The sequence below is a fragment of the Streptosporangium sp. NPDC000563 genome, from assembly GCF_040299985.1.
Lineage (GTDB): Bacteria > Actinomycetota > Actinomycetes > Streptosporangiales > Streptosporangiaceae > Streptosporangium.
Genome location: NZ_JBEPDA010000001.1, coordinates 1428789 through 1453420, shown reverse-complemented (window position 1 = coordinate 1453420; position 24632 = coordinate 1428789). Strand labels below are relative to the sequence as shown.

The following is a 24632-nucleotide window of genomic DNA, read 5'->3' as shown; positions in this document are numbered from 1 at the left end:
CCACCGAGCCGCTGACCCCGCGAAGGTGACCCTCGCGACGCCCGGCGTCGCGAGGGTCACCCTTCACGCACCACCGACGGGGAGATCCGCCTCCGACCGAACAAGGCGCCCGGCACGGGGAAGAGGTGCTACCGCCGCGCCGGGCCGGCGCTCTCCCGGCGGATGAGCTCCGCTCCCACCCGCACGATACGCAGCACGTCATCGCCTTCGGCCGGCTGCAGGGCGAGGATCACGGCGCGGGCGCCCATGTCGGCGAGCGGGAGACGGATGGTGGTGAGCGCGGGGGTGACATCCGACGCGATGGGCATGTCGTCAAAGCCGATCACGCTGACCTCGTCGGGAACGGCGATGCCACGCGAACGCAGCAGCGCGAGGGCGCCGATGGCCATCGAGTCGTTGAGCGCGGCCATGGCGGTCAGCTTCGGCTCAGCGTCGAGCAGCGCCGCGGCGGCGGCCATTCCGCTGGTGCGGTCGAAGTCGCCGTATACGATACGCCGGGCCGGCAACCTCCGGCCATGCTCCCGCGCAGCGCGGCGCAGTCCGGCGAGCCGGTCCGTGGTGGTGGTCATCTGCTCAGGACCGGCGATGACCCCGAACCGCCGGTGGCCCAGGGTGTACAGCTCAGCGGCCAGCAGGTAGCCGCCCTTCTCGTTGTCGGGCAGGACGGCGTCGCCGACGTGGTCATGGCGGCCGATGACCACGGTTCGGCCGCCGGTGGCCTGGTAGACGCGCAGCTTGCTGTTCATCTTGGCGGTGAAGGCGTCGTCGTGGTAACCGGAGCCGGCGAGAATGATCGCCGCGACCTGATGGGCACGCAGCAGCTCGACGTATTCGAGTTCTCTGTCCGGGTTGCGGTAGCTGTTGCAGGTGATGACGAGTCGCCCGTTTTCGGTAGCGACACGTTGCAGTCCACGGATGATCTCGGCGAAGTACGGGTCTGAGACGTCGTGCACGATGACGCCGATCGTGCTGCGGTGCGAGCGGGCGAGGAGCTGAGCGTGCGCGTTGGGCACGTACTGCAACTCCTCGACGGCGGCCAGCACCCGCTCACGCAGAGCGTCGGCCACGGGCTTGGGGCTGCCGTTGATGATCCGCGACACGGTGGCCGACGATACGCCGGCCAGACGTGCGACATCAGCCAGTGTCGCCACAGATCCAATCCCTCCCCGGGCGGTTTCACCCAGAATAGCCGCTCAGGAAAGCCCTTGCCTCAGCGTCGGGAGCGATCAGCGCACCGAGTAAACGCTTACCTTGCAGCTCGCCATCCGCGGAGCAAGACGGGTGCCGGTCGGCCGCGATCAGATGAGCCCACAGCGACACACAGGTCTTCCTCGCAGGAAACTCGCAATTTTACTTTATATTACATTAAGCCCAAATGCACAATAATGTGGTAACGGCTTTTCGCCACTCACATTTACCGGGAAAAACCGCTTGGGTTCAAGCTGTCGTCGGTCCACGTCGCCGAGGAGATGCGGCCGATGTTCACCTCGCGACCGAGAATTCGTTCGGCCGCTCGCACCGCGTCGTGGAGCTCGTCCGCGGATCCCACGGCGAGGGCGTCGATATCACGTGGCGGCGGTCCGGCCTGATTCGCGTATCGAGCAGCCCAGGAGCCGTAGATGTACGCCTCGTCGATGCCGGAGATCGGCTCAGGAAGCAGTAGAGGTGGCATCGCCCTCATAGATGAATACCGCCGTCCACCTATAGCAAGTAGTTCACTTTAGGCGACCATTCGAACACCTATCGTGGCGATATTCGCACAGGGCGTCGGCGGCGGTCGAACGATCGGCTCCGGCCGCCGTGGCGTCCCGCCAACCCCCTCGCCGAGCCGCATCAGGGCTGGTCAGAGGGCGGGCTCTGGAGGGCAGAGGCGGGTTTGGAAAATTCATTTGCCTCGAGGGCGCGGAGTTTCATAACGTACAGGCACGCCGAAAGGAGGTGGTCCGAACGATGGTTGATCATAGTTGGGCTAGCGAGGTGGCTGTCCGCTAGGACGCCGCGACCGGACTCTGTCCGGGCGTCAGGCGACGTTCGGCGAATCCACGACAATCACCGGAACCCCGGGCCGCCGGAGGCGGGCGATCCCGCCTGTAGTCCACCGGCCCCCCTGCCGAGCAGGGGGAAGTGGCCCGGGGTTCTTCCCTTTCCCGGCTCCTTCTTATCGATCACCTCTCCCCGTTCAGGAGGAGTCGGTGGGCGAGGTCCACCCGGCGGCGTCACCTCGTACGACGGGGATTCGCCGGTCAGTGCTGCCTCAGCGTTCCCATCGCGTTCCCTTAGTGCTCGCCGCGTGCGGGGACGCCGAGGGCGGTGCAGGCGTCACGGTAGAGGCGGACGACCTCCGTACGGACCTGGGCGCGTTCGGTCAGCGTGGTGCTCCAGGGAACCCGGACCGTGACGTCCCGCCCGTCGACCACGGCGGCGAACTCGATCGCCTCGGCGTCGACACCGGTCGTCGTCGCGCCGGTGGCCTCGGGTTGCCCACCGAGGCCCCTGCAGATCAGCAGCGCGTCATCGGCGTGGTCGTCGTTCATGTGGCGCTTGATCGCCTCGACCACGTCGGGGGTGAAGGGAGTGCTCATGTCCCAGAGCGTAACCAGCGCCCCGCCTCACCCGAGCGCGGGTGCCGGACGCTCACCCGAGCGCGGGTGCCGGGCGCCCCGCCTCACGCGCCGTCGGGACGAACCCCACCGAGTGGCCCCATCGAGCGGACCCCATCGGGCCGGCCTCACACCTCGTCGGGCACGAAGTCGCCGACCCTCTTGAGCTCGGCCGAGATGTGGGACTGGAGCGGCTGCCCCATGGAGGCCATGTCGTACGCCCACATCAGGTTGCCGTTGACCAGGCCGTAGAGGCGGTGGCCCGCGGTGTACTCCTTCGCGGTCGCGGTGCGGGCCACCACGTCGGTCTGGAGTTCGATCTTGTTGAAGACCACCTCGCCGACGTAGATCTCCACGATGCCCGTGGGGTGTGACAGGCACACCTCAAGCTGACGGCCGGGAAGCTGGCGCCAGAAGCCGGTCTCGGTGCCCAGCGGGCGGACCTTGCCGCCCTCCTCGTCGAGCAGCCAGGTGCGACTGCTGTAGGTCAGGAACGGCTTGCCGTTGTGACCGAAGACGATCTCCTGGCCGAAGTTGAAACTCTCGATCGTCGGATATCCACCGACCCCGGCGCCTTCCCATCGACCCACGAGGAAGGAGATCGGCTCAAGATCGGGATGCAGTTCGGGAACGTCCATGGAAACGAGCCTAGAGCCGCTGCGATATGGTTCGCGCCGGTGATGCCGGGCCGCATAGGCTGCGAACATGGCACGATCACTGGTGATCAAGGTTACCGCGGGCGAAGACTCGCCTGAGCGCTGCAATCAGGCCTTCACCGTGGCCGCGGCGGCGTTGGCGAGCGGCGTTCCCGTCTCGCTCTGGCTGACGGGCGAGTCCGCCTGGTTCGCCCTCCCCGGACGGGCGAAGGAGTTCACCCTCCCGCACGCGGCCCAGCTCGGCGACCTGCTCGACGCGGTGCTCGCGGGCGGCAGGGTGACCCTGTGCACGCAGTGCGCGACCCGACGGGACATCACGGTCGACGACGTGATCGAGGGCATACGCATCGCGGGCGCCTCCACCTTCGTGGAGGAGGTCCTGGAGGAGGGCGTCCAGGCCCTCGTCTACTGAGAGCACCGGAGCACCCGCTGCCGGCGGAGACGCCCCGCCGGCAGGAGCGACGCCTGATCAGCGGGGCAGCACCGCGGTGAGGCGCTCCTCGCGGAGCCTGTCGAACCAGGAGTCGTCGATCGGCGGCAGCTGGGCGCCCACCGCCCAGGTGAGCAGCAGGTCGGCGAGGCCGGGGTTGCGGGCGAGCGCGGGACCGTGCAGATAGGTGCCGACGATCTTGCCGGTGTAACAGCCCTCGGTGCCGTCGCCGTTGCCCGTACCGACCGCCGTCCGTGCCAGCGGCCGGATCCCGGCCCCGAGCCTGGTGACGCCCATGTGGTTCTCGAAGCCGGTGAGCGTGGAGATGCCCAGTGCCGGGTCCGCCTCCCCCGCCAGCTCCCCGACGGCCCGGCCCTGACCGCGCCCGCTGGAGATGTCGATCAGGCCGATGCCGTCGACCGGCTGGCCCTCCTCACCACCGAACGTGGTGCCGATGATCTGGTAGCCCGCGCACACGGCGAGCAGGGCAGCGCCCCGCTGGATGGCCCGGTGCAGGCCGCCGTCGCGCTGGAGCCGCTCGGAGGCGAGGATCTGCGGCCGGTCCTCACCGCCGCCGATGAGGTAGATGTCGCCGCTCTCGGGAACCGGGTCGGCCGAGCGTACGTGCACGGTCTCGACCGGGATGCCCCGGCGCTTGGCGCGCTGCTCCAGGACCAGGACGTTGCCCTGGTCGCCGTACGTGCTCAGTAGGTCCGGATAAATCCAGACAAGGCGCAGGGCGCTGTCAGACTGCACGACCGAACTCCGATCGGATCTGCTGGAAGGCGGTGTAGTTGGCGATCACGTCGACCTTGCCCGACGGTTGCGCGGCGAGCGCCTGCTCGAACGAGTTCGCCAGTTGGAACGGCACGTCGGCCACGTCCAGCCGGAGCGCGAGGTCGAGCCGCCGTTCGCCGGTCACGAAGACCGGCCTGCCGCGCAGCACGCGGTAGTCGACGTCCCACAGCCATGAGGTGTCGCGACCGTCGGGCCCCTGGGCGTTCACCGAGAGGATCACCGGAAGCGAGGCGTCGAGCACGTCGAAGGCCTCCAGCCATCCGGCCGGGTTCTTGGCGAGCAGCAGCCGGGCGTGCCGGCCGTCGCGTTCCACCGTGGTGTATCGGCCGGCGACCGACTTCACCTCGCGCAGCCGGGGCAGCGCCCGCTCGACCGGCAGGCCGAACACCTCCGCGGTGGCGAGCGCGATCGCCGCGTTGGCCCGGTTGGCGCGCCCGGGAAGCTGGATGTCGAGCACCCAGCGCTGCCCGCGCGGGTCGATCACCGCGTCGTCGTCAAGGACCCAGGACGGCTCGGGCCGCCGGAAGGTGCACTCGCGGCAGGCCCAGTCGTTCTCCCCCGCCGTCGAGGTGGCACCGGCGCCGATACTGCCGGGCGGGACGTACTCCATGCCCTTGCGGTCGAGGGGGCCGCCGCACTCGGGGCAGCACCAGGAGTCCTCCTTCCACGGCTGTCCCGCCGACACCCAGGTGACCGAGGCCGCGGTGGAGGCGCCCCAGGTCACCAGCGGGTCGTCCGCGTTGGCGATCACGTGGGTGTTCTTGCCGGCGAGCGCACGCCGCCACTTCTGGGCGAGCAGCCAGATCTCGCCTGCCCGGTCCATCTGGTCGCGGCTGAGGTTCATCAGGCAGACGACCCCGGCCCCGGTGGTGTCGATCACCTCGGGCAGGTATTTCTCGTCGACCTCCAGCACGCCGTACGGGGCGTGCTTGGCCGACGACAGCGCCGAGACGTGCCCGGCGGGCATGTTGGCGCCGAAGGCGTTGGTGGCGACGTCGCCGAGCTCCGACAGCGCGGAGGTGATCAGGCGGGTCGTCGTCGTCTTGCCGTTGGTCGCGCTCACCAGCGCGAGCTTGCGGTCGTGCGCGAGCTTGCGCAGAAGATCGGGCTCCAGGACCAGGCTGACCCTGCCCCCGATCACCGATCCGTCCCCACGCCCGGTGACCCGGGACAGGGTCGCGGCCGTCCGGCCGAGAGCGGTGGCGAGCTGCGCCCGCAGCGGAAGCTGAGTCATACCGTCTCCTCGCTTGGCGACCCGTCACGGGACGACCCGGCGGCCGACCGGCCCGGCCGCGGGACCGGAATCACCGAATCGTTCATGCCGCAGATCTTAGCCCTGCTTCGGCACCGTCACCCCCGGAGGCACGTCACACGCACCCCTCGGTGACGGTGATATGGGGAAGCCTTCGCACCCGGTGAGAAAGCACCGAAAAAAGCCGACAAACAACATCGTCCTCACCCCTCGGTGAAGACGAGTTCCGCCGACTCCGGCGAATCCTCGTCGAAGGGCTGCACGAACCGGCCCGGCCACGACAGCACACTCTCCAGCCAGCCGGCCCCCATGGCCTGAGACACGTGCCGGAGCCGCTCCGCCGGGTCGAGGCCGATGGTGACCGTGAGGATGTCACGCTCCACGCTCTCGCGGTCGTCGTCACCGAGGATCACCCGCCAGGCCAGCTCCCGGTTCCTCTCCACCTCCATGGACAGCGGGTGGTGGCGCAGCGCCTTGGCCCGGTGGCCGAGCAGCTCGGTGCCCCCGGCCGGACGGTTGAACAGCGCGTACTCCATGACCGGCGCGGAGCCGCGCGGGTTGGGCGCGGGCTGGCCGTGCGGGAAGAGCCTGTCCACCTCATGCAGCCACCGCACCTGCGGGATCACCCAGGCGGGTCCCGGCCGCTCGCCGGGGTCGCGGTCGGGGCCGAGCAGCCTGGTCGCGACCACGGCGACCTGCTCGGTCAGCGTGGTCGGGTCGTTCACGGTCCGCAGCGACCACGCGCGACGGCCCACGCAGCGTTCCACCGCCGTGGCCAGCAGGCACTCGCGCCGTCGCGGCGGGAGATCCGCCCAGAGGCCGGCGAGCGCCCTGGGCACTCCCGGCAGCGGCCGGTTGGTGCAGAACGCCAGCACCAGCGTGTCGGCCCAGATCCGCAGCCACGCCCAGTCGGAGGCCGCGGCGAGCAGGTCCGCCTCGCGCAGCTCGACCAGCGTGCACGCCCGGCCGGTGCGGCACTCCTGCCCGCAGGCCGCCGAGCGACGGCCACAGATGGGCGGCATCTGGCCGGGAACCGGACGCTCGCGGTCCTCGCCCAGCGGCACCTGGACGCGCAACGGCCGGTCCATGCCGTCGGCGAAGACCGCGGCGACACCGGGAGGGAGCGAGACGACCTGCCGGGACTGCTCCTCGCTCAGGTTCGTCGCCGCGCCGACCAGCTGGCGGTCGTCCTCGGCGGGGAGCCGGTGGATCACCTTCAGCGCGGTGTTCTTCACCACGTCGGAGACGAGCTTCGTGGGGATCTGCTCGGCGACCACGATGCCCTCGCCGTACGCGCGGATCTCGGCGAGCATGCCCGCCAGGAGTTCGACGGCGTGCGTGCTGGCCCGCCCCGCGCCCCGGTCGCGCAGCAGCCGGTGTGCCTCCTCGATCACGATGACGTGCTTGAGCCCGCTGCTGCGCTCCTTCCTGGCCCGCATCCGCAGATGCTCCACGATCCGGATGATCAAGGTGCCCATCAGGAACGCCTTGTCCTCGTCGTTCGCGACGTCCTCGATCGCGAGCACCACGTTGCGCTGGAGCAGGTCGCCGATGTCGGCGGGGTGCCCGCCCTCGAAGAACCGGCCCGCGGAGCCCACCCGCAGCGACCGCAGCCGCAGCGAGATGAAGCCCTCCACGTCGGCCTGGACCTCCTTGCCGTAGCCGATCTCCTTGATCACGTCCATCGCGTGCTGCTGGAGCTGTTCGAGGGTCGGCACGGCGGGCCGGACGGCGGCGCCGGGGGCGGCCCAGCCGGTGACCACGTCCCAGCCGTTGGCCTCGTACACCCGCTGCAGGGCGAGCGACATGATCTGCGGGAACGGCTCCTCGGCGTCGAAGGCCGCCATGAACAGGGCTCGGACCATGTCGATGTGCGCCTGGACCGGGTATCCGGGCTCGGGGGCGAGCGGGTTGACGCTGAACGGCACGCTCTCCGGTGCCGACGGGTTGATCACGGTCACCGGGGCGAGGTGTTCGATCCTGCCGCCCATCGAGGCGTACTCGGACTTGGCGGGCTCGATCGCGAGCCACGGGATGCCCGCGCCGGTGAGCTGTTCCAGCAGATGCCTGACGGTCTGCGACTTGCCGGAGCCGGTGGCGCCGGTGATGAACGCGTGCCGGTTGAGGGTGGCCAGCGGGACCTTGAACGAGCCGACCGGCCTGTCCTGGCCGTCGAGGATGGACCCGAGCTCGACGGTGAGCTCGCCGGGCACGGTGTCCGCCTCGCTGGTCACGTCGAAGAAGCCCGCGTCGAGGACCCGTACCCCCGGCACCTCCCGGTGCGGCAGCCCGGCGAGAGCGGCGAGCGCCCCGGCGGTGGCCGCGAACGGGGAGGCCGCACCGTCCGCCGGGTCCTGCAGGGTGGTCGCGAGCGCCTCGGCGAAACCGTAGACGGGACCGGACAGCGCGCTGCGCAGGCGGTAGGGGTGGTGGCTCATCTCGGCGGAGCCGACGAGCACCGGGGCGATCTGGCGCAGTTCCTCGGGACCCGCGGCCCCGGCGAGCACCCGGACGTTCCAGAGCCCGGCCTCGCGAAAGGCGTCCAGCTCCTGCATGCGCCGCTCGGCCCGTTCCGCGTCGTAGCGGGAACGCTCGGAGGCGTCACCGTACTGCCGCAGCACGTTGAGCTGGGTGCGCAGGTGCGCGACCTCGGCGTCGAGCAGGTCGGTCTGCTCGGCCACCACCAGCCAGGCGAACGGCCGGGACATGAGCGTGACCAGCGTCGACTCGAAAAGCGTGGGCCGCCTGATCTCGTCGGCGTCCGGCTCTCTGCGTCCGCCGAGCGGAGGTGCCTGACGTCCCGGGCAGACGGTCCAGGCGAGGTCGGACAGGTCGCGGAGCCACTCGTCGCCGATCCGGACGCCACGGGCACCGCTGGGGAAGAGCAGCGGTTCCGGACCGCCCGGGACCTGCTCGGCCTCGGTGGCGGCCCTGCGGGGCGGGCGCGGCGGGGTGAGCGGCCCCGCGTTGGTGATCAGCTCCAGCGGGGCGCCCGACCCTCGTGAGAGCCAGCCGACCACGAAGGGACGGTTGCGCTGGGCCGTGGAGAGCACCGCGGGCAGGACGGTGACGAAGTCCCACTCCGCGGAGGAACTGCGCGAGGGCGCCGTGATCGCCTGGATTCTGTACCAGGGCCCTGTCAGGGCGTTGGGCGGACGGGACACACTTGGCTGCATTTGGTCTCCACCCGGGGGACCCGGCTCCAGGCCGGAGGGTTGACGCTTCACGGATCGCTCCGTTGTACCGGCCGACGCATGATCGAGATCGAGGGTAGGTCACCCCCGCGACCACGGTCGAACCTGACTCGGGGCTCGCACCCTGGCATTGACCATCCCATTACGACATACGGACGCCTCGTTGACGCACCCGGCGAAAACATCGCCGCCCGAACGATCCTCACCCGAGTTCCCACCCCCTGAGCGGGCCCCTCGGCGTGGACCGGAATCTCATCAGCGACGGCGCCAGTCGAGCCGCGCCGGAGGCGGGCCGAGGTTGGGCGGCGCGTCCTCGAACGCGCTCGACGCGCGCGGCTCCGGCTTCTTCTCCTGCCCCTGTTCCAGCGCGGCCTCCTTGATCTCGTCGAACTCGCCCAGCGTCGTCTTGGGGAAGGTCAGTATGGCCGGGTTGGCGTCGGCGAGGCGGACCCTGCGGCCCTCGGCGGTGGCGTCGGTGACGATCACCGAGGTGGTGGGGAGCTGCTGGAGCTGATGGGGCTCGACGAGGAACTCCCTGGAGCGGTGCAACACCCGCTCGGTCTCCCCCATCGCCTTGGTCGCACGGCGGCCCCACTCGGTGGAGGAGGTGATGTCCTCCTTGAGGTCCGTGTGGTTCACGTCGCGCTCCTCGTCGCCCTCGTCCGCCTGGCCGACCGTGGAGACGTAACCGCCGTCCATCCCCGCCCCCGCGGCACTGATCGTCTCGGTGAGCTGGGCGAGCTCCAGGCGGTGCTCGGTGCCGACGTGCTCGCTGGCGATCCGGGCGTCCTCGGCGTTGCCGAGCCGCATGAACGTCACCGCCGCGTGCCCGCGCCCGAGCCGCTCCCGTACGGTCGGGGTGAGCGCGCGGTAGGTGAGCACGAGACCGGTTCTTGAGGTCTCGCAGGCGTCCATCAGCCGGTCGAGCACGTCGCCACGGAGTTTGTCCGCGCCGGCGACGATGATCGTGTGGTACCACGGCCGCTCGGAGGCGGGCGACTGACGCAGGATGTGGGTGAGCGCGGTCGCGACGTACGTGCCGAGGACACGGTTGCCGAACACGCCCGCCTGCCGGTCCATCGACACGACCCGCAGGCGCGCGGGCGGCAGGCGCACCGCCTCGGAGCCGAGGGTCTCCAGCTTGCGCAGCTGCGACTCCAGCGCCCACGCCCGCTCGATCACCACCCGGTCGCTCACGCCCCGGCCGAACAGCGTGCCGATCCGCTCCAGCTGGGTGGCGGTGATCAGGCCGAACCGCAGGTCCTCACGGGGGTCGCCGACCTGGGCGAGGGCACGCAGGGCGGCGGTGACCTGGTTGATCGTGGCGCTCTCGCCGAGGACCTCCAGGACCCGCTCCAGGATGGCGTTGTCGAACGACAGATCCCTCGTCGTACGGTGCTCCTCGCTCACGCTCACGACGTGGGCGAGAACGTCGGCGAAGGCCTCCGGGGCGAGCGTGGCGCCCAGGTCGAGCCGGGGCAGGTCGACCGGCAGCACCCAGACCAGCGGGTCGTCGCCACCCCTGCGCGCGAGTTCGATCAGGTCCTTGGCGATCGCGCCCTCGGACAGGTCGAGCACGGTCAGGTGGCCGCCGCTGTAGAGACGGGTCGCGCCGAGCAGGGTGATCAACGCCGACCAGCCGGGCAGGGTGCCTCCGGCCACGTCGATCCGGTCGATCTCGTCGGGCACGGCCACGGCGTACCAGGTCAGCTGGCGATCGTGGCGCTCCTTCTTCTCCGCCCACTCCCGGTATCGGGCGGCGTGCTCCTCCTGGGCGAGGAAGAGCTCCCGCTCACGTTCCTCCCGCAGCCGGTCACCCGCCACCTCGCGCTCCTTGATGCGCTGGCGTACCGCCCGGTCGCCCTGGTAGACGGCGTAGCTGCAGAACGCCGCGATGCCACCGGCGGCGATCACCCCGACGGCGGCGAACGACCAGCTGAGCATCTCGGTGAGTCCGAGGGCGAGGATCAGGGTGGCGAGCGCGGCCATGAACCCACGGACGATCTTGACCGGCCGGTTCAGCAGGTCCTCGTTGAGGCGTTCCCTGCGCACCCACTCGGGGTCGAGCGGCTCGGGAGGATTCTCGACGGGCGAGGGTCGCTTAGGAGCCGGACCCGGATCAGGGTGCAACAAGGCGTACTGCCAGCCCAGGTAGATCCGGTCCGCCTGGAGCTGCGCATGCTCGGGATGCACGTCCGCCACGGAACCTCCGCCATCGGGCTCATCGAAAGCCTCGGAGACAGCGTAAGAGTTCGCCATCGTATTCGGGCAGCGTTCCCGTCAATCCGCTCCATTTTCCCCAGGTTTACCTGTACTTAAGGGACAGATGGGGCAGATGGGGCGGACATCAGCGTTTAACATCGTTTCTCATGACTGCCCCTCCCGAGGGTCCCACCGGACGGCGCCCCATCGCGGTCCCGCTCGCCGCTCTGGTGACGGTCACCGGTCTGGCAGTCACCACCGTCCTCGGCGGCTTCGCCACCGCCCCGGAGAAGCCTCCCAAGCGGCTGGGCCAGGGCTCGACCGTGGACCAGGAACAGTTCACGACCACGTTCGTCGGCTCCCGCACCGTGAGCGAGCCCGGCCTGTTCGGCGGCCCGGCCAAGCGCCTCCTGGAGATCGAGCTCCTCGTCGTCAACAAGGGCGAGGAGACCGCCGGTACGGGGGTGCCCTACCAGGAAGGTCATGGTGGTGGGTCCTTCGGGACGTCCCTGCTCAAGGTCAGCCCGGAGATAAAGGGCAAGTACGGCGCGTCGGTGTTCACCCCCACGGGAGGGGGCGAAAGCAGTCAACTGCACCCCGCCCTGCCGACCAGCGTCGTGGTCCGGTACGAACTGGAGGACGGACAGCGGCCTCCCAGGCAGCTCACGATCGACGTCGGCACGTACGAGTGGCGCGAAGGGATCACCCTCGCGCCGGGCTGGTTCCTGGTCACGAAGGACGGCGAGGGTGACGAGGGCGGGGAGAAGCCCGTGGTGACGGCCCAGGTCACGCTGCCCGTCATGCCCGGGGGAACGCGCTCGTGAACGTCTCCTTCCAGCACCGGCCCGAGACCTCTCAGCGACCCGAGACCCCTCCGCGGTCGGAAACACACTCCCCGCCCGGGGCGCCCACCCCCCACAGGGCCACCGCGCGGCCGAGCCGGTGGCGCACCGCCGGTGCCGTACTGGCCGGGATCACGCTCGCGGCCTCCGCCGTGGGACTGCAGGCCTTCGGCTCGGAGGCCGCCGACCACGACGCGCCCCTCACCTCGACCGGCGCCTTCAACGAGGAGGTCACCGGCTCCCGGATCTCCGCGCGGGTCAAGGCGGTCTACGCGGCCAAGGCCATCGCGACCAGGAAGGCGAGCGGCGAGCAGGAACGCGTGACCGCCAAGGGGATCTTCGTCATCGTCGAGGTGGGCGCCACCGCGACCTGGGAGCCGCAGCGGTTCGGGCCTCCCCGGCTGCTCACGGCCCGCGGGCGCCGTTACGTGGCCTCCGACAGGGTGGACCAGACGCTGACCGTCACCCACCCCTACCTCCAGCCGGGCTGGTGGACCGAGGGCGTGACGGTCTTCGAGATCCCGCCCGGGGAACTCCCTGACTCCCGGATCCTGCTCGCCCCCTCATCGGGTTTCGTCGTCGAGCCGAACGGACCTCAGATCGAGATAGACCTGGGCCTGGACGAGACGGCCGCGCGGCAACTCACCTCCACCGCGAAGGACGTCTACGAGTTGGCGAGCAGGACCTGATGAGGACGCCACACCGGGGAGGCCCCGAGGACGACCGGGACCGCGCCTGGTCCGCCTCACAACAGGAGCGGCCCGCGCACGAGGAACGGCACGCGCGAGAAGATCGGCACGCGCGGGAGAACCCCGCGACGGGAAACCCGCCCATGACGGACAACCGGCCCGCACGGGAGAACCGGCCCGTACGACAGGAGCGGCCCGTACGACAGGAGCGGCCCGCCCAGGAAGGTCGCCCTTCCGCACCGTCTCACGATCCCTACCGAGGCAACCCCTGGCCCACCGCCCTCGGCACCTGGCCGGTGTCCCCCGCCGACCGGCAAGCGCGTACCGGACAGCCCCAGGAACCTCCGGCCACGCCCCCGGCCCCCGCCCGGAACCGTCCCACCCCACCTCAGCGTCGGCAACCTCCGGGCGACGGCCAGTGGACTCCCGCTCCCCTGCGGATATTTCCTGACGAACAGGTCTGGCCTCCCAAGCCACCCGAGGAAGAGCCCGCGGAGGTCTCGACCCAGCCGTTCCCCTCCATCTCCGCTCTTCCGCTCCCCCGACCCTCCGTCACGGGAACGGGAACGGGAACGGCTGCAGCCGTCGCCGTACCGGCCGACGACGTGCCCGCCCAAGAACCGTCCGCACCGAAGACCCCGCCGAGGCGGGGCCGCCGTACGGCACTGCGGGTCGGTGTGGCGATCATGGCCGTCGGGCTCGGCATCGCGGCCTCCACCTGGAGCGGCTACACCGTCTACCGGACCGGCAACCCCGCCGACAGGATCCACACCGTCGCCGCCGGAGGTGCCATGACGCTGATGCACGTGTCGTGGAAGGCCTCGGTCGAGCAGGTGGACGACCTGCCCGGCCAGAAGCCCCTCCCGCCCGACCGCCAGTGGCTGAAGATCAAGGTGACGAGGACCGCGCTGGACGCCGAGGGCGTCAGCCTGCGGGGTGATCCCGAGGTCGAGGTGCGGCATTCCGACGGTCGCGTGTGGAAGGTCCTCCCCGAGAGCGACGACATCCCCGACGAGGTCAAGGACCACCGGGTCGGCACCGCCTACTCCTACGACATGATCAGCGTGGTGCCCCGGCATCTGGCCGGGCAGGTCGAGGTGCACGTCCGTCCCGCCACGTTCCACGTGGTGGAGAACCAGCCCGTGGAGGACATTCTCAGGAAGGCGGCGGCACAGAAGGACCCCGTCCAGGACCAGGTGCTGCGCTTCAGGCGGTGAGCGTCCTCCCCGCCTCACGGCCGCGCGTGGCCGCGATGTCGAACGTGGCCGCCAGCAGGCAGACGGTCAGCGTCAGCACCACCAGTTCCCTGACGAACTCGACCGGCCCGGCCAGCGCCACCCAGACGAACGGGTCCTCGTTGCCGATCAGCATCCGCACCCCCCGGTCCGCGTAGTCGGTCACCACGCGGATCGCGACGTAGCAGAGGCACAGGGCGCCGAACAGCACGGGACCGCCCTTCGCCGCGAGCCGGAAGGCGTTCGCCGGGGGAACCCAGCGCTCCTGGAATCCGGCCGTGGCGTGGGTCATCGTGCTCCGGGTGAGATCGTGGGCCCGCTCCACCCTGGTGGCCACGCCGTCGAGCCTGGTTCCCCGTACGACGGCCCGGGTGTCCTCGGCGAACGCGCCGTAGACGAGCGAGGCGACCGTGAGCCAGGTGAGCGGGACGATCAGCCCGTCGACCACGTGGGGCCAGGTGTCCCCGACCGCGTCCCCAACGGTGTTCCAGAAGGGCTTCCACCACGGCAGGGCCTCACCCGCCGCCTCGGCCCATTCCTTGAACGTCACCACGACGACCCGCTGGTCCAGCCAGTCCGCCCGCGCCTCCGCGAAGGCGAGGAGGGCGTTGATGCTGTAGAAGGCGAAGGCCAGCTCGAAGAAGGTCGCGAGCACGCCGCTGCCCCTGCCCCTGCCGTTGAGGTGCCACCGGGCGAACAGCATCCTGAGCAGGTACGCGACCACGGCGACCCCGATGGAGACCCGGACGTCCAGCGTGGAGAGCCCGGTGCCGCCCTCTATCTCGTTCCCCGCGAGGCTCGACGCGAAGTCCTGGTCGACCCGCCTCGCGGTGTCGACGGCGATGAACTCCCTGGCGTCCGCGGTGTGGAAACCCCAGGCGAGGTAGATGGTGGCGAAGACCAGGGTGGCGCGGTTCAGCGCGCCGAACATGCTCTCGTCCGCCTCGCCCGCCTCCCGCCGCGCCCGGATCTCCCGGAGCGCGCCGCGCACCGAGTGCAGCATGCCGACCATCACCACGAGTTCGTTCAGCACGATCAACGTGAAGACGAACATCGTGACGACGAGCCGCACCTGCCGGTGGTCCCCGTGGGAGACCTCGCTGGCGGCCACCATCAGCAGTTCCCTGACCACCCTGCCCACCGAGAACCAGAGGATCAACGTGAGGGCACAGGCGCCGAAGATCTTGAGTGTGTGCAGGGGCAGCGAGGCCGCGGAGAGCGAGGCGGGCCTCCGGTCGACTGCCGGCGACTGTGTGGGCATGACAGGCGTTTCAGGCACCGAGGCATGCTAACGACTCCCCTGTCGGAACGCAGCCCGGCCGGCGAGGCCGAGAGGCCGGTCGAATAAACGACCGCCCCCGTTTGTTGCAGCGGCAATGAAGCGCATGGAAGTCTGGGCCGACATGGCCTGCGCGTGGGCCTACATCGGCAAGCGACGCCTGGAGCAGGCGCGACTCGGCGAGGACGTGGAGATCGTCTGGCGCCCGTACGTCATCGATCCGATGGCCCCGGTGCCGTCGGAGCCGCTGGAGGAGGAGCTTCGCGACCAGGTCGCCGAGGGCGCCCTGCGGGCCCTCACCCCGTCCTCGAACCCGACCCCGCCCTCGCTCTCGCCCCTGACCTCGGCTTCCACCCCGGCTCCGGCCTCCGCCCCGACCGCGACACCGACTCCGGTCCTGGCAGGGAACCGGCCCGGTGACGGCGGGCGACGGGGCGCCGTGTGGCGGGCGAACACGTTCGACGCCCACCGGGTGGTCGCCCTCGCCTACGGGCGGGGCGGCGCCGCACTCCAGGACACGGTCGTGGAGCGGATCCTGCGCGCCCACTTCGTCGAGGGTTCCGACATCGGGGACCGCGCCACCCTGGCGGCGCTCGCCGCCGAGGCCGGTCTGGACGGTATGGCCGAGGCCCTCGACCGCGGCGACGGCGCGGACGAGGTTCGTTCCTGGCTGCTGCGCGGCAAGGCCGAGGGCGTCACCACCTCGCCGACCTTCGTGGTCGGCGACACGGCGGTCACGGGCGCGCAGCCGCCGGAGGTCCTCGCCGATCTGGTACGGCACGCCGCTCCCCGGCGGGAACTCCCCGACGAGGTCAGGTGGCTGCGCCAGGCCGAGACCCTGCTGGATGCGCGGGACCCCCTCGGCGCCCTGCGAACCCTGCGCCCGCTGCTGGCCGATCACGGCGACGACCCCGCCGTCCGGCTGCTGGCGGCCCGCGCCTACTTCGGCTCCGCCCAGTTGGGCAGGGCGAGGGAGACGCTGGAGGCGCTGCTGGAGCGCACCCCCGGTGACCACTACGCCCGGTTCCTGCTCGGCAGGACCCTCGAACGCGCCAACCGGCACCCCGAGGCCCTGCCGCACCTGCGTCTGGCCGCGGCCATGTCCCCGGATCCCGACTACGTCGACGCCGTCGACCGCGTCGAGAGCCGCCTCACCGTCTGACGCGAAAAGCGGAGGTTCGCTCTCTTCCCCGAGGGTGAACCTCCGGGAACAACCGCCCGACACGATCCCCGGGGACGAACCTCCAGGAACAACCACCTGACACGATCCCCGGGGGACGAATCTCCGGGAACATCGGCCCCGGAACGGGCGACCCTCCGGAACAGCCGGTCCGCGGAACCCGCGGACCGCCGGGGACGGCGGGCCTTCCGCTCGTCCGGCGCAGCGAAAAGGACCGGCCCTCCCGAGGGAACGCCGGTCCTTTCGACGTGCTGGTTCTTACTGTTCTCGCCGGTGGAGCACCGTACTGGTTCTCGCTGTGGCGAGGCCGGACCCGAGGGGTCAGACGGCCACGGCGAGCTGGGTGACCTCACCCAGGCGGGCCTGGGCCGGGATGTCCTTGGTGACCCCGCCGCCCGCGATGATGCGGACGGTCCAGTCACCGGGGGCGGCGAAGAAGCGGAAGACTCCCTCCTCGGACACCACGACCTCACCGGTGAACTCACCGGCGTTGTCGAGCAGACGGGCGTAGGCCGTGCCCGCGCCCGTGACCACACCCTGGATGACGGCCTGGTTCGCAAGATCGATCCCGGCCGGAAGGGCAACCGTCTGTTCCGGAGCAGCGCATCCCTGAGTCATTATCGGGCCTCTCCCAGTTCGATCGGCACGCCGACCAGCGAGCCGTACTCAACCCATGAACCGTCGTAGTTCTTGACACCGGCCTGGTCGAGGAGCTCGTGCAGCACGAACCACGTGTGAGCCGAGCGCTCCCCGATGCGGCAGTAGGCGATGATGTCCTTGCTGAAGTCGACGCCCGCGCCCTCGTAGAGGGACTTGAGCTCCTCGTCGGACTTGAAGGTGCCGTCGTCGTTGGCAGCCTTGGACCACGGGATGTTGCGGGCGGTGGGCACGTGGCCGACACGCTGCGCCTGCTCCTGCGGAAGGTGCGCGGGGGCGAGCAGCTTGCCGGTGAACTCGTCGGGCGAGCGCACGTCGACCAGGCTGAGCTTGCCGATCGCGGCGACGACCTCGTCGCGGGAGGCACGCAGGGACCGGTCCTGCTCCTTGGCCTTGTAGGTCGTGGCGGGGCGGCTGGGCACCTCCTTGACCAGCTCGCGGGACTCAAGCTCCCACTTCTTGCGGCCGCCGTCGAGAAGCCTGATGTTCTCGTGGCCGTACAGCTTGAAGTACCAGTACGCGTAGGCGGCGAACCAGTTGTTGTTGCCACCGTAGAGAACGACGGTGTCGTCGTTCGCGATGCCCCGGGCGGACAGCAGCGCCTCGAAGCCCTCGCGGTCGACGAAGTCACGGCGGACCGGGTCCTGCAGGTCCTGCTTCCAGTCGACCTTCACGGCGCCACGGATGTGGCCCTTGTCATATGCGCTGGCGTCCTCGTCCACTTCAACGAGAACGACACCGGGGGTGTCGAGGTTGGCCTCGACCCAGTCGGCGTCGACCAGGACGGCGGAGCGGCTCATGGTGATCCTCCAGGATCATCGTGCGGCGGGTAGTAAACGGCGAATGATCAAAAACATCTCGCAGCCGAGACAGAAACCAAAACCGGCATTGAGAAAAGCGGCGAAAAGTGCCACTGCGACGGCGCCGAGGGCCAGCGGCGTTATCTGTGCGACGTATCCGACCAAGCCCACCAGTGCGAAAGCGAGACCGATCCCCTGCGCGAAGCGCGGTGGGGCTGCGTCCTCGAGTTCCTTCGGCGGACTCTTCACTATCCCTTTGAAAATCATCCCGTACGGCGAGGTGCCGAGAACGCCCTGCGCGAACACGACGGCCTGCGCGACCAGCAGCCATGCGTTCCCCGTCACGAGGACGAGTGCGAGCACAACGGTGGTCACAGCCGCGGAGAAACGGAGAGCTCGGGAATCAACCTGCATCGCTTGATGCTCCTGAAGGGTTGTGCAGATCGGTGCGGCTCGACGGCCGCTTGAGATCGCCCTTAGGAAATGCGACAGAGCGCGGTGGTCACGCGGCAGAAATCAACCGCGCGCCGCTTCGTGAGCAGCTCTGTCGTGGAGTTCATGTCCATGACATTACCCCGGCGTCCCGCCATCTGTCACATCCCTGTCCAATTTCTGAGACATGATCGTTCAATGGCCGATAGGGTGCCCCGCTCATTCGCCCACCGCCAGACCGAGGGCGCCGATGACGTCGGCTTTCCTGGGCTGGCCCGAGGCACGCTTGACGACCTGACCGGACGCGTCGAGGACGAGGACGGTGGGGGTGCGCAGGATGTTCAGTGATCGGACCAGGTCGAGGCGGGACTCCGCGTCGATCTCCACGTGCGCGACGCCGGGCACCATCTCGGCCACCTCACCGAGGATCCGCCGGGTCGCCCGGCACGGCTGGCAGAAGGAGGTGGAGAACTGCACGAGCGTGGCCCGCTCCCCCAGCTCCGCGTGGATGTCGCCGGACGTGAGCCGCTCCACCTCGCCCTTCACCTCTCGCGCCACGCCGTCTCGCCGCCGCATCGCCACGCCCGTGAGCGTGCCGAGGGCGAGGGTGACGACCACCACCGTCAAACCTGTCACGGAACACGACAACAGACGCACGTCCCAGGCCATTCCCTCGCCGCCCCAACGGTTTCGGCCGGTGGGGGGGGCCGTGAGCGCCGCCCCGGCAGGCTCGGCGGGCGGAAACCGTGAGCGGCACGCCAACGGGCTCGACGGCGACGGGGATCGCGAGCGCGACCCCCGGCAGGCTCGGCGGGTGGAGATCCCGAACGCGCCCCCGGCACGTTCAGCGGGTGGGGATCGTGAGCAGCACCCGTCCGCCGGCGGTGGTGATCTCGAACGCCGTGATCCGTTCCGGCGGGATCGTGGTGGTGGCCGAGAAAGAGCCCGACCTGTCATAGGCGGCCCGGTTGACGACCCAGTTGCCCGCCGTCTCCCTCAGTCCGCCTTCCCCGATCACCTCCAGCCGGCAGCGCGTCCCCTTGGCCACCCCGGTGAGCACGACCTTGATCGTGGTCGCCCCCTCGCCCGCGGACGCGGTCACCACCGCCCGGACCGTCCCCGTGTCGTCCGTCCCCTCGAACCGCAGCTCGCTCGGGGCGAGCAGGATCTCCGGCGCGGGGCTGGACACCGGGGAACGGGAGGCCTTCGCCCTGGCGTTGCCGTCGGGCGCGGCCGAGTCCGAGAAGGATTGGGCGCTCTCCTGGCTGCCGGCGGCGTCGGCCGGCCCCCTGTCCTCGGCATTCCCGGCGCCACCGGCGTCTCCCGCGTCCCTGGCCGACGACGACTGGGGCGCCGACGCGGTGGTGGCCTCCGGAGGTGACTGGGTGACGGCCCACAGGGTCCCGCCGCCGAGCCCGACCACCAGGACCGAGGCGGCGAGCGAGAGCATCAGGCGGTTCGTACGGTGCCGTCTGACCTTCGCGCTGAGCAGCCGGTCGAGCACCACCGTGGGCGGGCTCGCCACCTGCGCCACGTCGCCCTCGGACACCCTGCCGAGGAACGTCGCCACCCCGGCCAGCTCCTCCAGCTCGGCCCGGCACTCGGCGCACTCGGCGAGATGGGCCTCGACGAGCACCCGCTCGTCCGGCTCCAGGGCACCGAGCGCGTAGACGCCGAGCGATATCCGTACTTCTTCACAGGTCATCATGGCGCGAGCCCCCGCTCCTCCAGCGCCAGCTTGAGCGCCCGAAGCGCGTAATACGTGCGCGATTTAACCGTCCCGGCGGGAATGCCAAGCGACTCTGCGGCCTCCTTCACGGATTTCCCCTGGTAGTAGACCTCGGCCAGCACCTCGCGGTGCTCGGGCCTCAGCGCGGCCAGCGCCTCGGCGATCGCCCACGACTCGACGGCCCGCTCCAGCTCGTCGTCGGCGGGCACCACGGCGAGCGCCTCGTCACCCGTCTCCGGGGGGCGCGCCTTGCGCGCGCGGTGCTGGTCGACGACGAGGTTGCGTGCCACCGTGAACAGCCACGCGCGGATGGAGCGGCCGGCGAACGCGTCGGGATGGCGCCAGGCCCGCAACAGCGTTTCCTGCACGACATCCTCCGCTCTCCCCGAGTCGCCCGTCAGCCGCAACACGTAGCCGTACAGTGGCCCGCCGTGCTCGTCGAAGAGCGCCCTCACGAGTTGCTCGTCGGCGGTTCCGGCTTGGCTCACATCCTCACGACGTACGGCGGGACGATCCGGTTCAGGCACGGGCCACGTTCAGCCTCGAAGGGGTACGTCGGAGGCCTCGCCCGAGATGCGCAGCCCTTCCGGAACGACCTTCACCTCGGTCAGCTTGAGGTTGTACGGCAGCTTCCCGATCGGGATGCGGTAGTTGATGAACCGCTCGGGGTTGGGGACGGGGATACCGCCACCCAGGGTCACCTTCCCCGGGGTGAGTTGCAGGCCGCCCTCGGCGATCTCGACCTTGAGATCCGCCTTCACCGGCACCTTCTGCCCCAGTACGGTGATCTCCCCGCTGATGTTGAGCGCGTCACCCGCGACCTCGGCCTTGATCCCGCGGGGTGCCCTCTGGTTGATCGTCTCCACCGGGACGACGACCACCCCCTCCACGCGCTCGGCGCGCATGTCCACCTGCCGTGGACGGAGCACCAGGTCCTCCAGCGGGGCCGTGACGCCGTGCAGGGTGAAGTCGACGCTCGACAGGCGGATACCCGAGACGGTCATCGCGCCCGCGGCGACGTTCACCTCCTCGTAGCGCCCGGCGATCGCCTGGGTGAGAAAGGGGATGCCCTCGATCGTGACCTCGGGCGGGGCCGAGAGGTCGTACTTGGCCGTCGCCTGCGTGGCGATCTCGCGCTGGACACCCGCGACGGCGACCCTGTCGAGGATCACCACGAGAACGAGAAGTACGAGGAGAAAACCGATCAGCTTCCGCATTCGACTCCCTTTTCGTTCTCCGGACCAGGAGGTGCCATCGGCGTGACCTCCCCCGGCAATCCTGTCCGAAACGCCGCCCCGGCGATAGCTTCCACCTCCCTCAGCCGCCCGCGAACGGGGGGAGCACCTCGACCGTCGCCCCGTCCGTCAGGATGATCGTCTCGTGGGCTCTCCTGCCCACCGGATCCCCGTTCACCAGGAACGACGACAAGGTCAGCACGCGAGCCAGCCTGTCACGGTCAGATGTGATTTTCGTCATCAACTCGGCAAGGTTCGCGGCCTCGGAACGCTCCTCGGCGACCCCCGCCGCTTCCTTTGCCGCAGCCCAATATCTGACAACGACCGACGCCATCCGTGAATCAACTCCCCAAACACACGTAGGGTTACCGCACCATTACGGCGAATTCACCTGGAGAACGGGTGTTCACCAGGTGGACGTTCGCTGGACGCTACGGCCTTGTGGGTTATCCTCACCTACTACGGGACCTGGGCAACGTAGCCCCCGGGTCCTTACGTGTTTGTACGGCTATCGCCGACATGACGCGGGAAGGAGGCATCGTGAGCAATCTCCTGCTGCTCACCAACGCCCTTGAGCCCTCGACTGAGGTGCTTCCGGCGCTGGGGCTACTGCTGCACTCGGTACGGGTCGCGCCCGCGGAGGCATCCGCCCTGCTCGACGCCCCGCCCGCCGACGCGATTCTGGTGGACGCGCGCCGCGAGCTCGTCCAGGCCAAAAGCCTGTGCCGGCTGCTGCGCACCACGGGCGTCGCCTGCCCCCTGGTGGTGATCGTCACAGAGGGCGGTCTCGCCGGGCTGACCGCGGAGTGGGGCGCCGACGACGTCATCCTCGACACCGCCGGACCCGCCGAGGTCGAGGCGCGGCTCAGGATGGCCGTGGGCAAGCTCAACCTGTCCGCCGCCGAGGAGGTGCCGGACGAGATCCGTAACGGTGACCTGTCGATCGACGAGGCCACCTACACCGCGAGGCTCCGCGGCCGCGCGCTGGATCTGACCTTCAAGGAGTTCGAGCTCCTGAAGTATCTGGCGCAGCACCCCGGCAGGGTGTTCACCCGCGCCCAGCTCCTCCAGGAGGTCTGGGGATACGACTACTTCGGCGGCACCCGCACCGTGGACGTCCACGTCCGGCGGCTCCGCGCCAAGCTCGGCGCCGAGTACGAGGCGCTGATCGGCACGGTACGCAACGTCGGCTACCGGTTCGTCCCCGAGCGCGGCAACGAGGCCGTCGAGGAGCGCGAGCCCGTCCGCCACTAGGGATCCCGTTCTCCCCTGGAGCTCCCAGGACTTCCAGGAGTCACCGGGAACGGCCCTGGCACGTTCCCGCCCCCGCGACGGCTCTCGCGAGGGCGGGATTCAGGTGTCCCCCCGCCCGGCTGTCCCGGCCTTGCCCGGTGTGACGAGTCCGGACTCGTAGGCGAAGACGACGAGCTGCGCGCGGTCACGCGCCCCGAGCTTGGTCATCGACCGGCTGACGTGTGTCTTCACGGTGGCGTGGCTGATGGCCAGGTGATCGGCCATCTCCGCGTTGGACATACCGGTGGCGACGAGGGCGAGGATCTCCAGCTCACGGCCGGTGAGGCGTTCCAGGCCCGGTCCCGCCACGGGCCTGGGCGGGGTGGACACGTACTCCTCGATCAGCCGCCGGGTCACCGAGGGTGAGAGCAGCGCGTCACCGGCGGCGGCCACCCGCACCGACCTCAGCAGCTCGGCCGGTTCGATGTCCTTGAGCAGGAATCCCCCGGCCCCGGCGCGCAGCGCGGCGAAGACGTACTCGTCGAGGGCGTAGTTGGTCAGGATCACCACGCGCACCGCGTCGAGCTCGGGGTCGGCGCCGATCCTCCTGGTGGCCTGGATCCCGTCGAGCAGCGGCATCCTCACGTCCAGCAGTGCCACGTCGGGCCGCAGCGCACGGGACATCTCGACGGCCTCGACGCCGTTGCCCGCCTCACCGACGACGGTGATGTCGCCGGCCAGGTCGAGCAGGGCGCGGAAGCCCGCGCGGATCAACGCCTGGTCGTCGGCGAGCAGCACCCTGATCACGGCCGCCCCGCCAGGGGCAGCTCGGCCCGTACGGCGAACCCGCCCTGCGGGCGCGGTCCCGCGATGAGCGATCCTCCCGCGGCGACCGCGCGCTCACGCATCCCGATCAGTCCCATTCCGTACCTCGTGACCTCGGCGGACGACTCCCCGTCGTCCTCGACGCGCAACACGATCGTCTCGGGCCGGTACTCGGTCGTCAGCGTGATCGACGCGGGCCCGGCGTGACGGAGCACGTTGGTGAACGCCTCCTGCGCGATGCGGTAGACCGCCCGGTCGACGTCCGGAGCGAGTTCCCCGCGCTCTCCGACGACGAGGACCTTCACCGGCAGCCCCACCGCCTCCGCCCTCGCGACCAGCCGGGGCAGCCGGTCCAGCCCCGCCTCCGGGCCGTCGGGATCGGACTGCCTCAGCACGCCCAGCGAGGCGCGCAGTTCCCGCATCGCCTCGCGTCCCGACTCCTTGATCACGGCCAGTGCCTCACGGGACAGCCCGGGGTCCCGGTCGAGCAGGTGCATCGCGACGGACGCCTGGACGTTGATGACCGAGATGTTGTGGGTGAGGGTGTCGTGCAGTTCCTGGGCGATCCACAGCCGCTCCTCGTCGGCCCGGCGCAGCGCCGCCTCCTCGCGGGTGCGCTCGGCCTCGGCCGCCCGCCTCTCGACCTCGTCGAGGTACGCGCGGCGGCTCCTGGTCGTCTCGCCCAGGATGACCGTCGCGACCAGCCAGCCGCTGAGCAGGGTGAAACCGCCGTCGGGGGCGGGGTCGACGTCGGACAGCGCGATGAGGCCGTAGACCCCCACGCCCATCGCGACAGCGAGCCAGATCGCGAGGCGACGCCGTCCGAGCGACGCCGCCGTGTAGATCGACATCAGGGCGGGCGCCGCGGCGAAGATCCCCGGATACCGCCCGGCGTAGTAGGCCACGACGCAGGCCACCGTGATCGCTCCCGCCTGCGTCGGCGCGCTCCGCCGGAACGCGAGCGCCAGCGACGCCACCGTGATCAACGCCAGGCCGAACGTGTCCAGCGGGCGCTCGGGGGACCCCGAACTGGACAGCCCGCCGTAGGTGCCCCCGACGATCCCGGCCAGCACCCCGGCCGCCGTCAGCGCGTCGGTCCTCCTGCTCCTCACCCTGACACGGTAGGTCACCGCATCCGCCTCGCCGACCCCCGCGAGGAGGAGGTCCCCCGTACATCCCCTGACGTACGCCGGCCTGACGCACGAGCGCGGACACCGCTCCTGCGGAGGCAGGTGTACGGCGACACCGCCGAGGCGGCGTGACATGAGGCGGGGCACGGTCGGGCGCCTCGAACGAACCGGGCACGCGGAGGCCGTCGGGCACCCCGGACGAGTCGGGTACCCGGGACGTCGCGGGTAGCCCCG

Annotated in this window: 26 protein-coding genes; 6 read left to right on the top strand and 20 right to left on the bottom strand. The window is 70.2% G+C overall.

Features of this window, described 5'->3' with window-relative positions; translation table 11 throughout:
• Positions 1–128: 128 nt before the first annotated feature.
• The 4 genes from ABT352_RS06930 to ABT352_RS06915 form a co-directional block, all read right to left on the bottom strand.
• Positions 129–1151: a LacI family DNA-binding transcriptional regulator gene (locus ABT352_RS06930; protein WP_350943104.1), complete on the bottom strand. Its 1023-nt coding sequence runs from the start codon at positions 1149–1151 to the stop codon at positions 129–131.
• A 263-nt stretch (positions 1152–1414) separates the two neighbouring features.
• Positions 1415–1681 carry a hypothetical protein gene (locus ABT352_RS06925; protein ID WP_350943102.1) on the bottom strand — a complete coding sequence of 89 codons (267 nt, stop codon included), beginning with the start codon at positions 1679–1681 and terminating at the stop codon, positions 1415–1417.
• Positions 1682–2276: 595 nt separating this feature from the next.
• Positions 2277–2582, bottom strand: a complete 306-nt coding sequence (locus tag ABT352_RS06920) for a DUF2470 domain-containing protein (RefSeq protein ID WP_350943100.1) — start codon at positions 2580–2582, stop codon at positions 2277–2279.
• 146 nt (positions 2583–2728) lie between these two features.
• Positions 2729–3238, bottom strand: a complete 510-nt coding sequence (locus tag ABT352_RS06915; protein ID WP_350943099.1) for a heme-binding beta-barrel domain-containing protein — start codon at positions 3236–3238, stop codon at positions 2729–2731.
• A gap of 67 nt (positions 3239–3305) precedes the next feature.
• On the opposite strand from ABT352_RS06915, the gene ABT352_RS06910 reads away from it, so the two are divergent.
• Positions 3306–3668, top strand: coding sequence for a DsrE family protein (locus ABT352_RS06910; protein WP_350943097.1), 363 nt, complete (start codon positions 3306–3308; stop codon positions 3666–3668).
• A 57-nt stretch (positions 3669–3725) separates the two neighbouring features.
• Here the strand turns inward: ABT352_RS06910 and ABT352_RS06905 are convergent, their stop codons facing one another.
• From ABT352_RS06905 to ABT352_RS06890, 4 genes are all read right to left on the bottom strand, one after another.
• Positions 3726–4442, bottom strand: a complete 717-nt coding sequence (locus ABT352_RS06905) for a type 1 glutamine amidotransferase (protein WP_350943096.1) — start codon at positions 4440–4442, stop codon at positions 3726–3728.
• Positions 4432–5718: a MurT ligase domain-containing protein gene (locus ABT352_RS06900; protein ID WP_350943094.1), complete on the bottom strand. Its 1287-nt coding sequence runs from the start codon at positions 5716–5718 to the stop codon at positions 4432–4434. The genes ABT352_RS06905 and ABT352_RS06900 overlap by 11 nt, the downstream gene beginning before the upstream one ends.
• 221 nt (positions 5719–5939) lie before the next feature.
• The gene (locus ABT352_RS06895) at positions 5940–8912 is read right to left on the bottom strand and encodes an ATP-binding protein (RefSeq protein WP_350943093.1); all 2973 of its coding nucleotides are present in this window, start codon (positions 8910–8912) and stop codon (positions 5940–5942) included.
• 273 nt (positions 8913–9185) lie between these two features.
• Complete coding sequence (locus ABT352_RS06890) at positions 9186–11123, bottom strand: hypothetical protein (RefSeq protein WP_350943091.1); 1938 nt, start codon at positions 11121–11123, stop codon at positions 9186–9188.
• A 176-nt stretch (positions 11124–11299) separates the two neighbouring features.
• On the opposite strand from ABT352_RS06890, the gene ABT352_RS06885 reads away from it, so the two are divergent.
• Genes ABT352_RS06885 through ABT352_RS06875 form a run of 3 tightly spaced genes read left to right on the top strand, consistent with a single transcriptional unit; the run spans position 11300 to position 13880 of the window.
• Complete coding sequence (locus ABT352_RS06885; protein ID WP_350943090.1) at positions 11300–11956, top strand: hypothetical protein; 657 nt, start codon at positions 11300–11302, stop codon at positions 11954–11956.
• Entirely contained in the window at positions 11953–12663 is a 711-nt protein-coding gene (locus tag ABT352_RS06880; RefSeq protein WP_350943088.1) for a hypothetical protein, read from the top strand. Before ABT352_RS06885 ends, ABT352_RS06880 begins: the two co-directional genes overlap by 4 nt.
• Positions 12663–13880, top strand: coding sequence for a hypothetical protein (locus ABT352_RS06875; RefSeq protein ID WP_350943086.1), 1218 nt, complete (start codon positions 12663–12665; stop codon positions 13878–13880). Before ABT352_RS06880 ends, ABT352_RS06875 begins: the two co-directional genes overlap by 1 nt.
• Here ABT352_RS06875 and ABT352_RS06870 read toward each other — a convergent pair.
• Positions 13870–15177: a hypothetical protein gene (locus tag ABT352_RS06870; protein ID WP_350943084.1), complete on the bottom strand. Its 1308-nt coding sequence runs from the start codon at positions 15175–15177 to the stop codon at positions 13870–13872. The two genes, ABT352_RS06875 and ABT352_RS06870, sit on opposite strands and share 11 nt — an antisense overlap.
• Positions 15178–15283: 106 nt before the next feature.
• On the opposite strand from ABT352_RS06870, the gene ABT352_RS06865 reads away from it, so the two are divergent.
• Positions 15284–16339 carry a DsbA family protein gene (locus ABT352_RS06865; RefSeq protein ID WP_350943083.1) on the top strand — a complete coding sequence of 352 codons (1056 nt, stop codon included), beginning with the start codon at positions 15284–15286 and terminating at the stop codon, positions 16337–16339.
• A 339-nt stretch (positions 16340–16678) separates the two neighbouring features.
• Here the strand turns inward: ABT352_RS06865 and ABT352_RS06860 are convergent, their stop codons facing one another.
• From ABT352_RS06860 to ABT352_RS06820, 9 genes are all read right to left on the bottom strand, one after another.
• On the bottom strand, positions 16679–16975 hold the full coding sequence (locus ABT352_RS06860) for a DUF1416 domain-containing protein (RefSeq protein ID WP_350943081.1): 297 nt from the start codon (positions 16973–16975) through the stop codon (positions 16679–16681).
• Entirely contained in the window at positions 16975–17814 is an 840-nt protein-coding gene (locus tag ABT352_RS06855) for a sulfurtransferase (protein ID WP_350943079.1), read from the bottom strand. Before ABT352_RS06855 ends, ABT352_RS06860 begins: the two co-directional genes overlap by 1 nt.
• Positions 17815–17829: 15 nt before the next feature.
• Positions 17830–18228 (bottom strand): DUF4395 domain-containing protein, encoded by a 399-nt coding sequence (locus ABT352_RS06850; RefSeq protein ID WP_350943077.1) that lies wholly within the window; start codon positions 18226–18228, stop codon positions 17830–17832.
• Between the two features lie 62 nt (positions 18229–18290).
• Positions 18291–18374, bottom strand: a complete 84-nt coding sequence (locus ABT352_RS06845; protein WP_350943563.1) for a putative leader peptide — start codon at positions 18372–18374, stop codon at positions 18291–18293.
• A gap of 91 nt (positions 18375–18465) precedes the next feature.
• Complete coding sequence (locus tag ABT352_RS06840; protein WP_350943562.1) at positions 18466–18822, bottom strand: TlpA family protein disulfide reductase; 357 nt, start codon at positions 18820–18822, stop codon at positions 18466–18468.
• Positions 18823–19090: 268 nt separating this feature from the next.
• Positions 19091–19954: an anti-sigma factor family protein gene (locus ABT352_RS06835; RefSeq protein ID WP_350943076.1), complete on the bottom strand. Its 864-nt coding sequence runs from the start codon at positions 19952–19954 to the stop codon at positions 19091–19093.
• Complete coding sequence (locus ABT352_RS06830; protein WP_350943074.1) at positions 19951–20463, bottom strand: sigma-70 family RNA polymerase sigma factor; 513 nt, start codon at positions 20461–20463, stop codon at positions 19951–19953. The genes ABT352_RS06835 and ABT352_RS06830 overlap by 4 nt, the downstream gene beginning before the upstream one ends.
• 48 nt (positions 20464–20511) lie before the next feature.
• A complete protein-coding gene (locus tag ABT352_RS06825; protein ID WP_350943072.1) occupies positions 20512–21192 on the bottom strand; it encodes an LmeA family phospholipid-binding protein in 681 nt (226 codons plus the stop codon).
• A gap of 100 nt (positions 21193–21292) precedes the next feature.
• A complete protein-coding gene (locus tag ABT352_RS06820) occupies positions 21293–21544 on the bottom strand; it encodes a MoaD/ThiS family protein (RefSeq protein ID WP_350943071.1) in 252 nt (83 codons plus the stop codon).
• 206 nt (positions 21545–21750) lie between these two features.
• Here ABT352_RS06820 and ABT352_RS06815 point away from each other — a divergent pair, with 206 nt between their 5' ends.
• Positions 21751–22464 carry a winged helix-turn-helix transcriptional regulator gene (locus tag ABT352_RS06815; RefSeq protein WP_350943069.1) on the top strand — a complete coding sequence of 238 codons (714 nt, stop codon included), beginning with the start codon at positions 21751–21753 and terminating at the stop codon, positions 22462–22464.
• Positions 22465–22563: 99 nt separating this feature from the next.
• Here ABT352_RS06815 and ABT352_RS06810 read toward each other — a convergent pair whose 3' ends face one another.
• The gene (locus ABT352_RS06810; protein WP_350943067.1) at positions 22564–23250 is read right to left on the bottom strand and encodes a response regulator; all 687 of its coding nucleotides are present in this window, start codon (positions 23248–23250) and stop codon (positions 22564–22566) included.
• Positions 23247–24380, bottom strand: coding sequence for a sensor histidine kinase (locus ABT352_RS06805; RefSeq protein ID WP_350943066.1), 1134 nt, complete (start codon positions 24378–24380; stop codon positions 23247–23249). Before ABT352_RS06805 ends, ABT352_RS06810 begins: the two co-directional genes overlap by 4 nt.
• Positions 24381–24632 lie beyond the last annotated feature (252 nt).

Bases quoted from the DNA above. Each gene is read 5' to 3' on its own strand.
- ABT352_RS06925 (WP_350943102.1), bottom strand. From the start codon at position 1,681: ATGAGGGCGATGCCACCTCTACTGCTTCCTGAGCCGATCTCCGGCATC.
- ABT352_RS06920 (WP_350943100.1), bottom strand. From the start codon at position 2,582: ATGAGCACTCCCTTCACCCCCGACGTGGTCGAGGCGATCAAGCGCCAC.
- ABT352_RS06915 (WP_350943099.1), bottom strand. From the start codon at position 3,238: ATGGACGTTCCCGAACTGCATCCCGATCTTGAGCCGATCTCCTTCCTC.
- ABT352_RS06910 (WP_350943097.1), top strand. From the start codon at position 3,306: ATGGCACGATCACTGGTGATCAAGGTTACCGCGGGCGAAGACTCGCCT.
- ABT352_RS06900 (WP_350943094.1), bottom strand. From the start codon at position 5,718: ATGACTCAGCTTCCGCTGCGGGCGCAGCTCGCCACCGCTCTCGGCCGG.
- ABT352_RS06895 (WP_350943093.1), bottom strand. From the start codon at position 8,912: ATGCAGCCAAGTGTGTCCCGTCCGCCCAACGCCCTGACAGGGCCCTGG.
- ABT352_RS06885 (WP_350943090.1), top strand. From the start codon at position 11,300: ATGACTGCCCCTCCCGAGGGTCCCACCGGACGGCGCCCCATCGCGGTC.
- ABT352_RS06875 (WP_350943086.1), top strand. From the start codon at position 12,663: ATGAGGACGCCACACCGGGGAGGCCCCGAGGACGACCGGGACCGCGCC.
- ABT352_RS06865 (WP_350943083.1), top strand. From the start codon at position 15,284: ATGGAAGTCTGGGCCGACATGGCCTGCGCGTGGGCCTACATCGGCAAG.
- ABT352_RS06860 (WP_350943081.1), bottom strand. From the start codon at position 16,975: ATGACTCAGGGATGCGCTGCTCCGGAACAGACGGTTGCCCTTCCGGCC.
- ABT352_RS06855 (WP_350943079.1), bottom strand. From the start codon at position 17,814: ATGAGCCGCTCCGCCGTCCTGGTCGACGCCGACTGGGTCGAGGCCAAC.
- ABT352_RS06850 (WP_350943077.1), bottom strand. From the start codon at position 18,228: ATGCAGGTTGATTCCCGAGCTCTCCGTTTCTCCGCGGCTGTGACCACC.
- ABT352_RS06845 (WP_350943563.1), bottom strand. From the start codon at position 18,374: ATGAACTCCACGACAGAGCTGCTCACGAAGCGGCGCGCGGTTGATTTC.
- ABT352_RS06840 (WP_350943562.1), bottom strand. From the start codon at position 18,822: ATGCGGCGGCGAGACGGCGTGGCGCGAGAGGTGAAGGGCGAGGTGGAG.
- ABT352_RS06835 (WP_350943076.1), bottom strand. From the start codon at position 19,954: ATGATGACCTGTGAAGAAGTACGGATATCGCTCGGCGTCTACGCGCTC.
- ABT352_RS06825 (WP_350943072.1), bottom strand. From the start codon at position 21,192: ATGCGGAAGCTGATCGGTTTTCTCCTCGTACTTCTCGTTCTCGTGGTG.
- ABT352_RS06820 (WP_350943071.1), bottom strand. From the start codon at position 21,544: ATGGCGTCGGTCGTTGTCAGATATTGGGCTGCGGCAAAGGAAGCGGCG.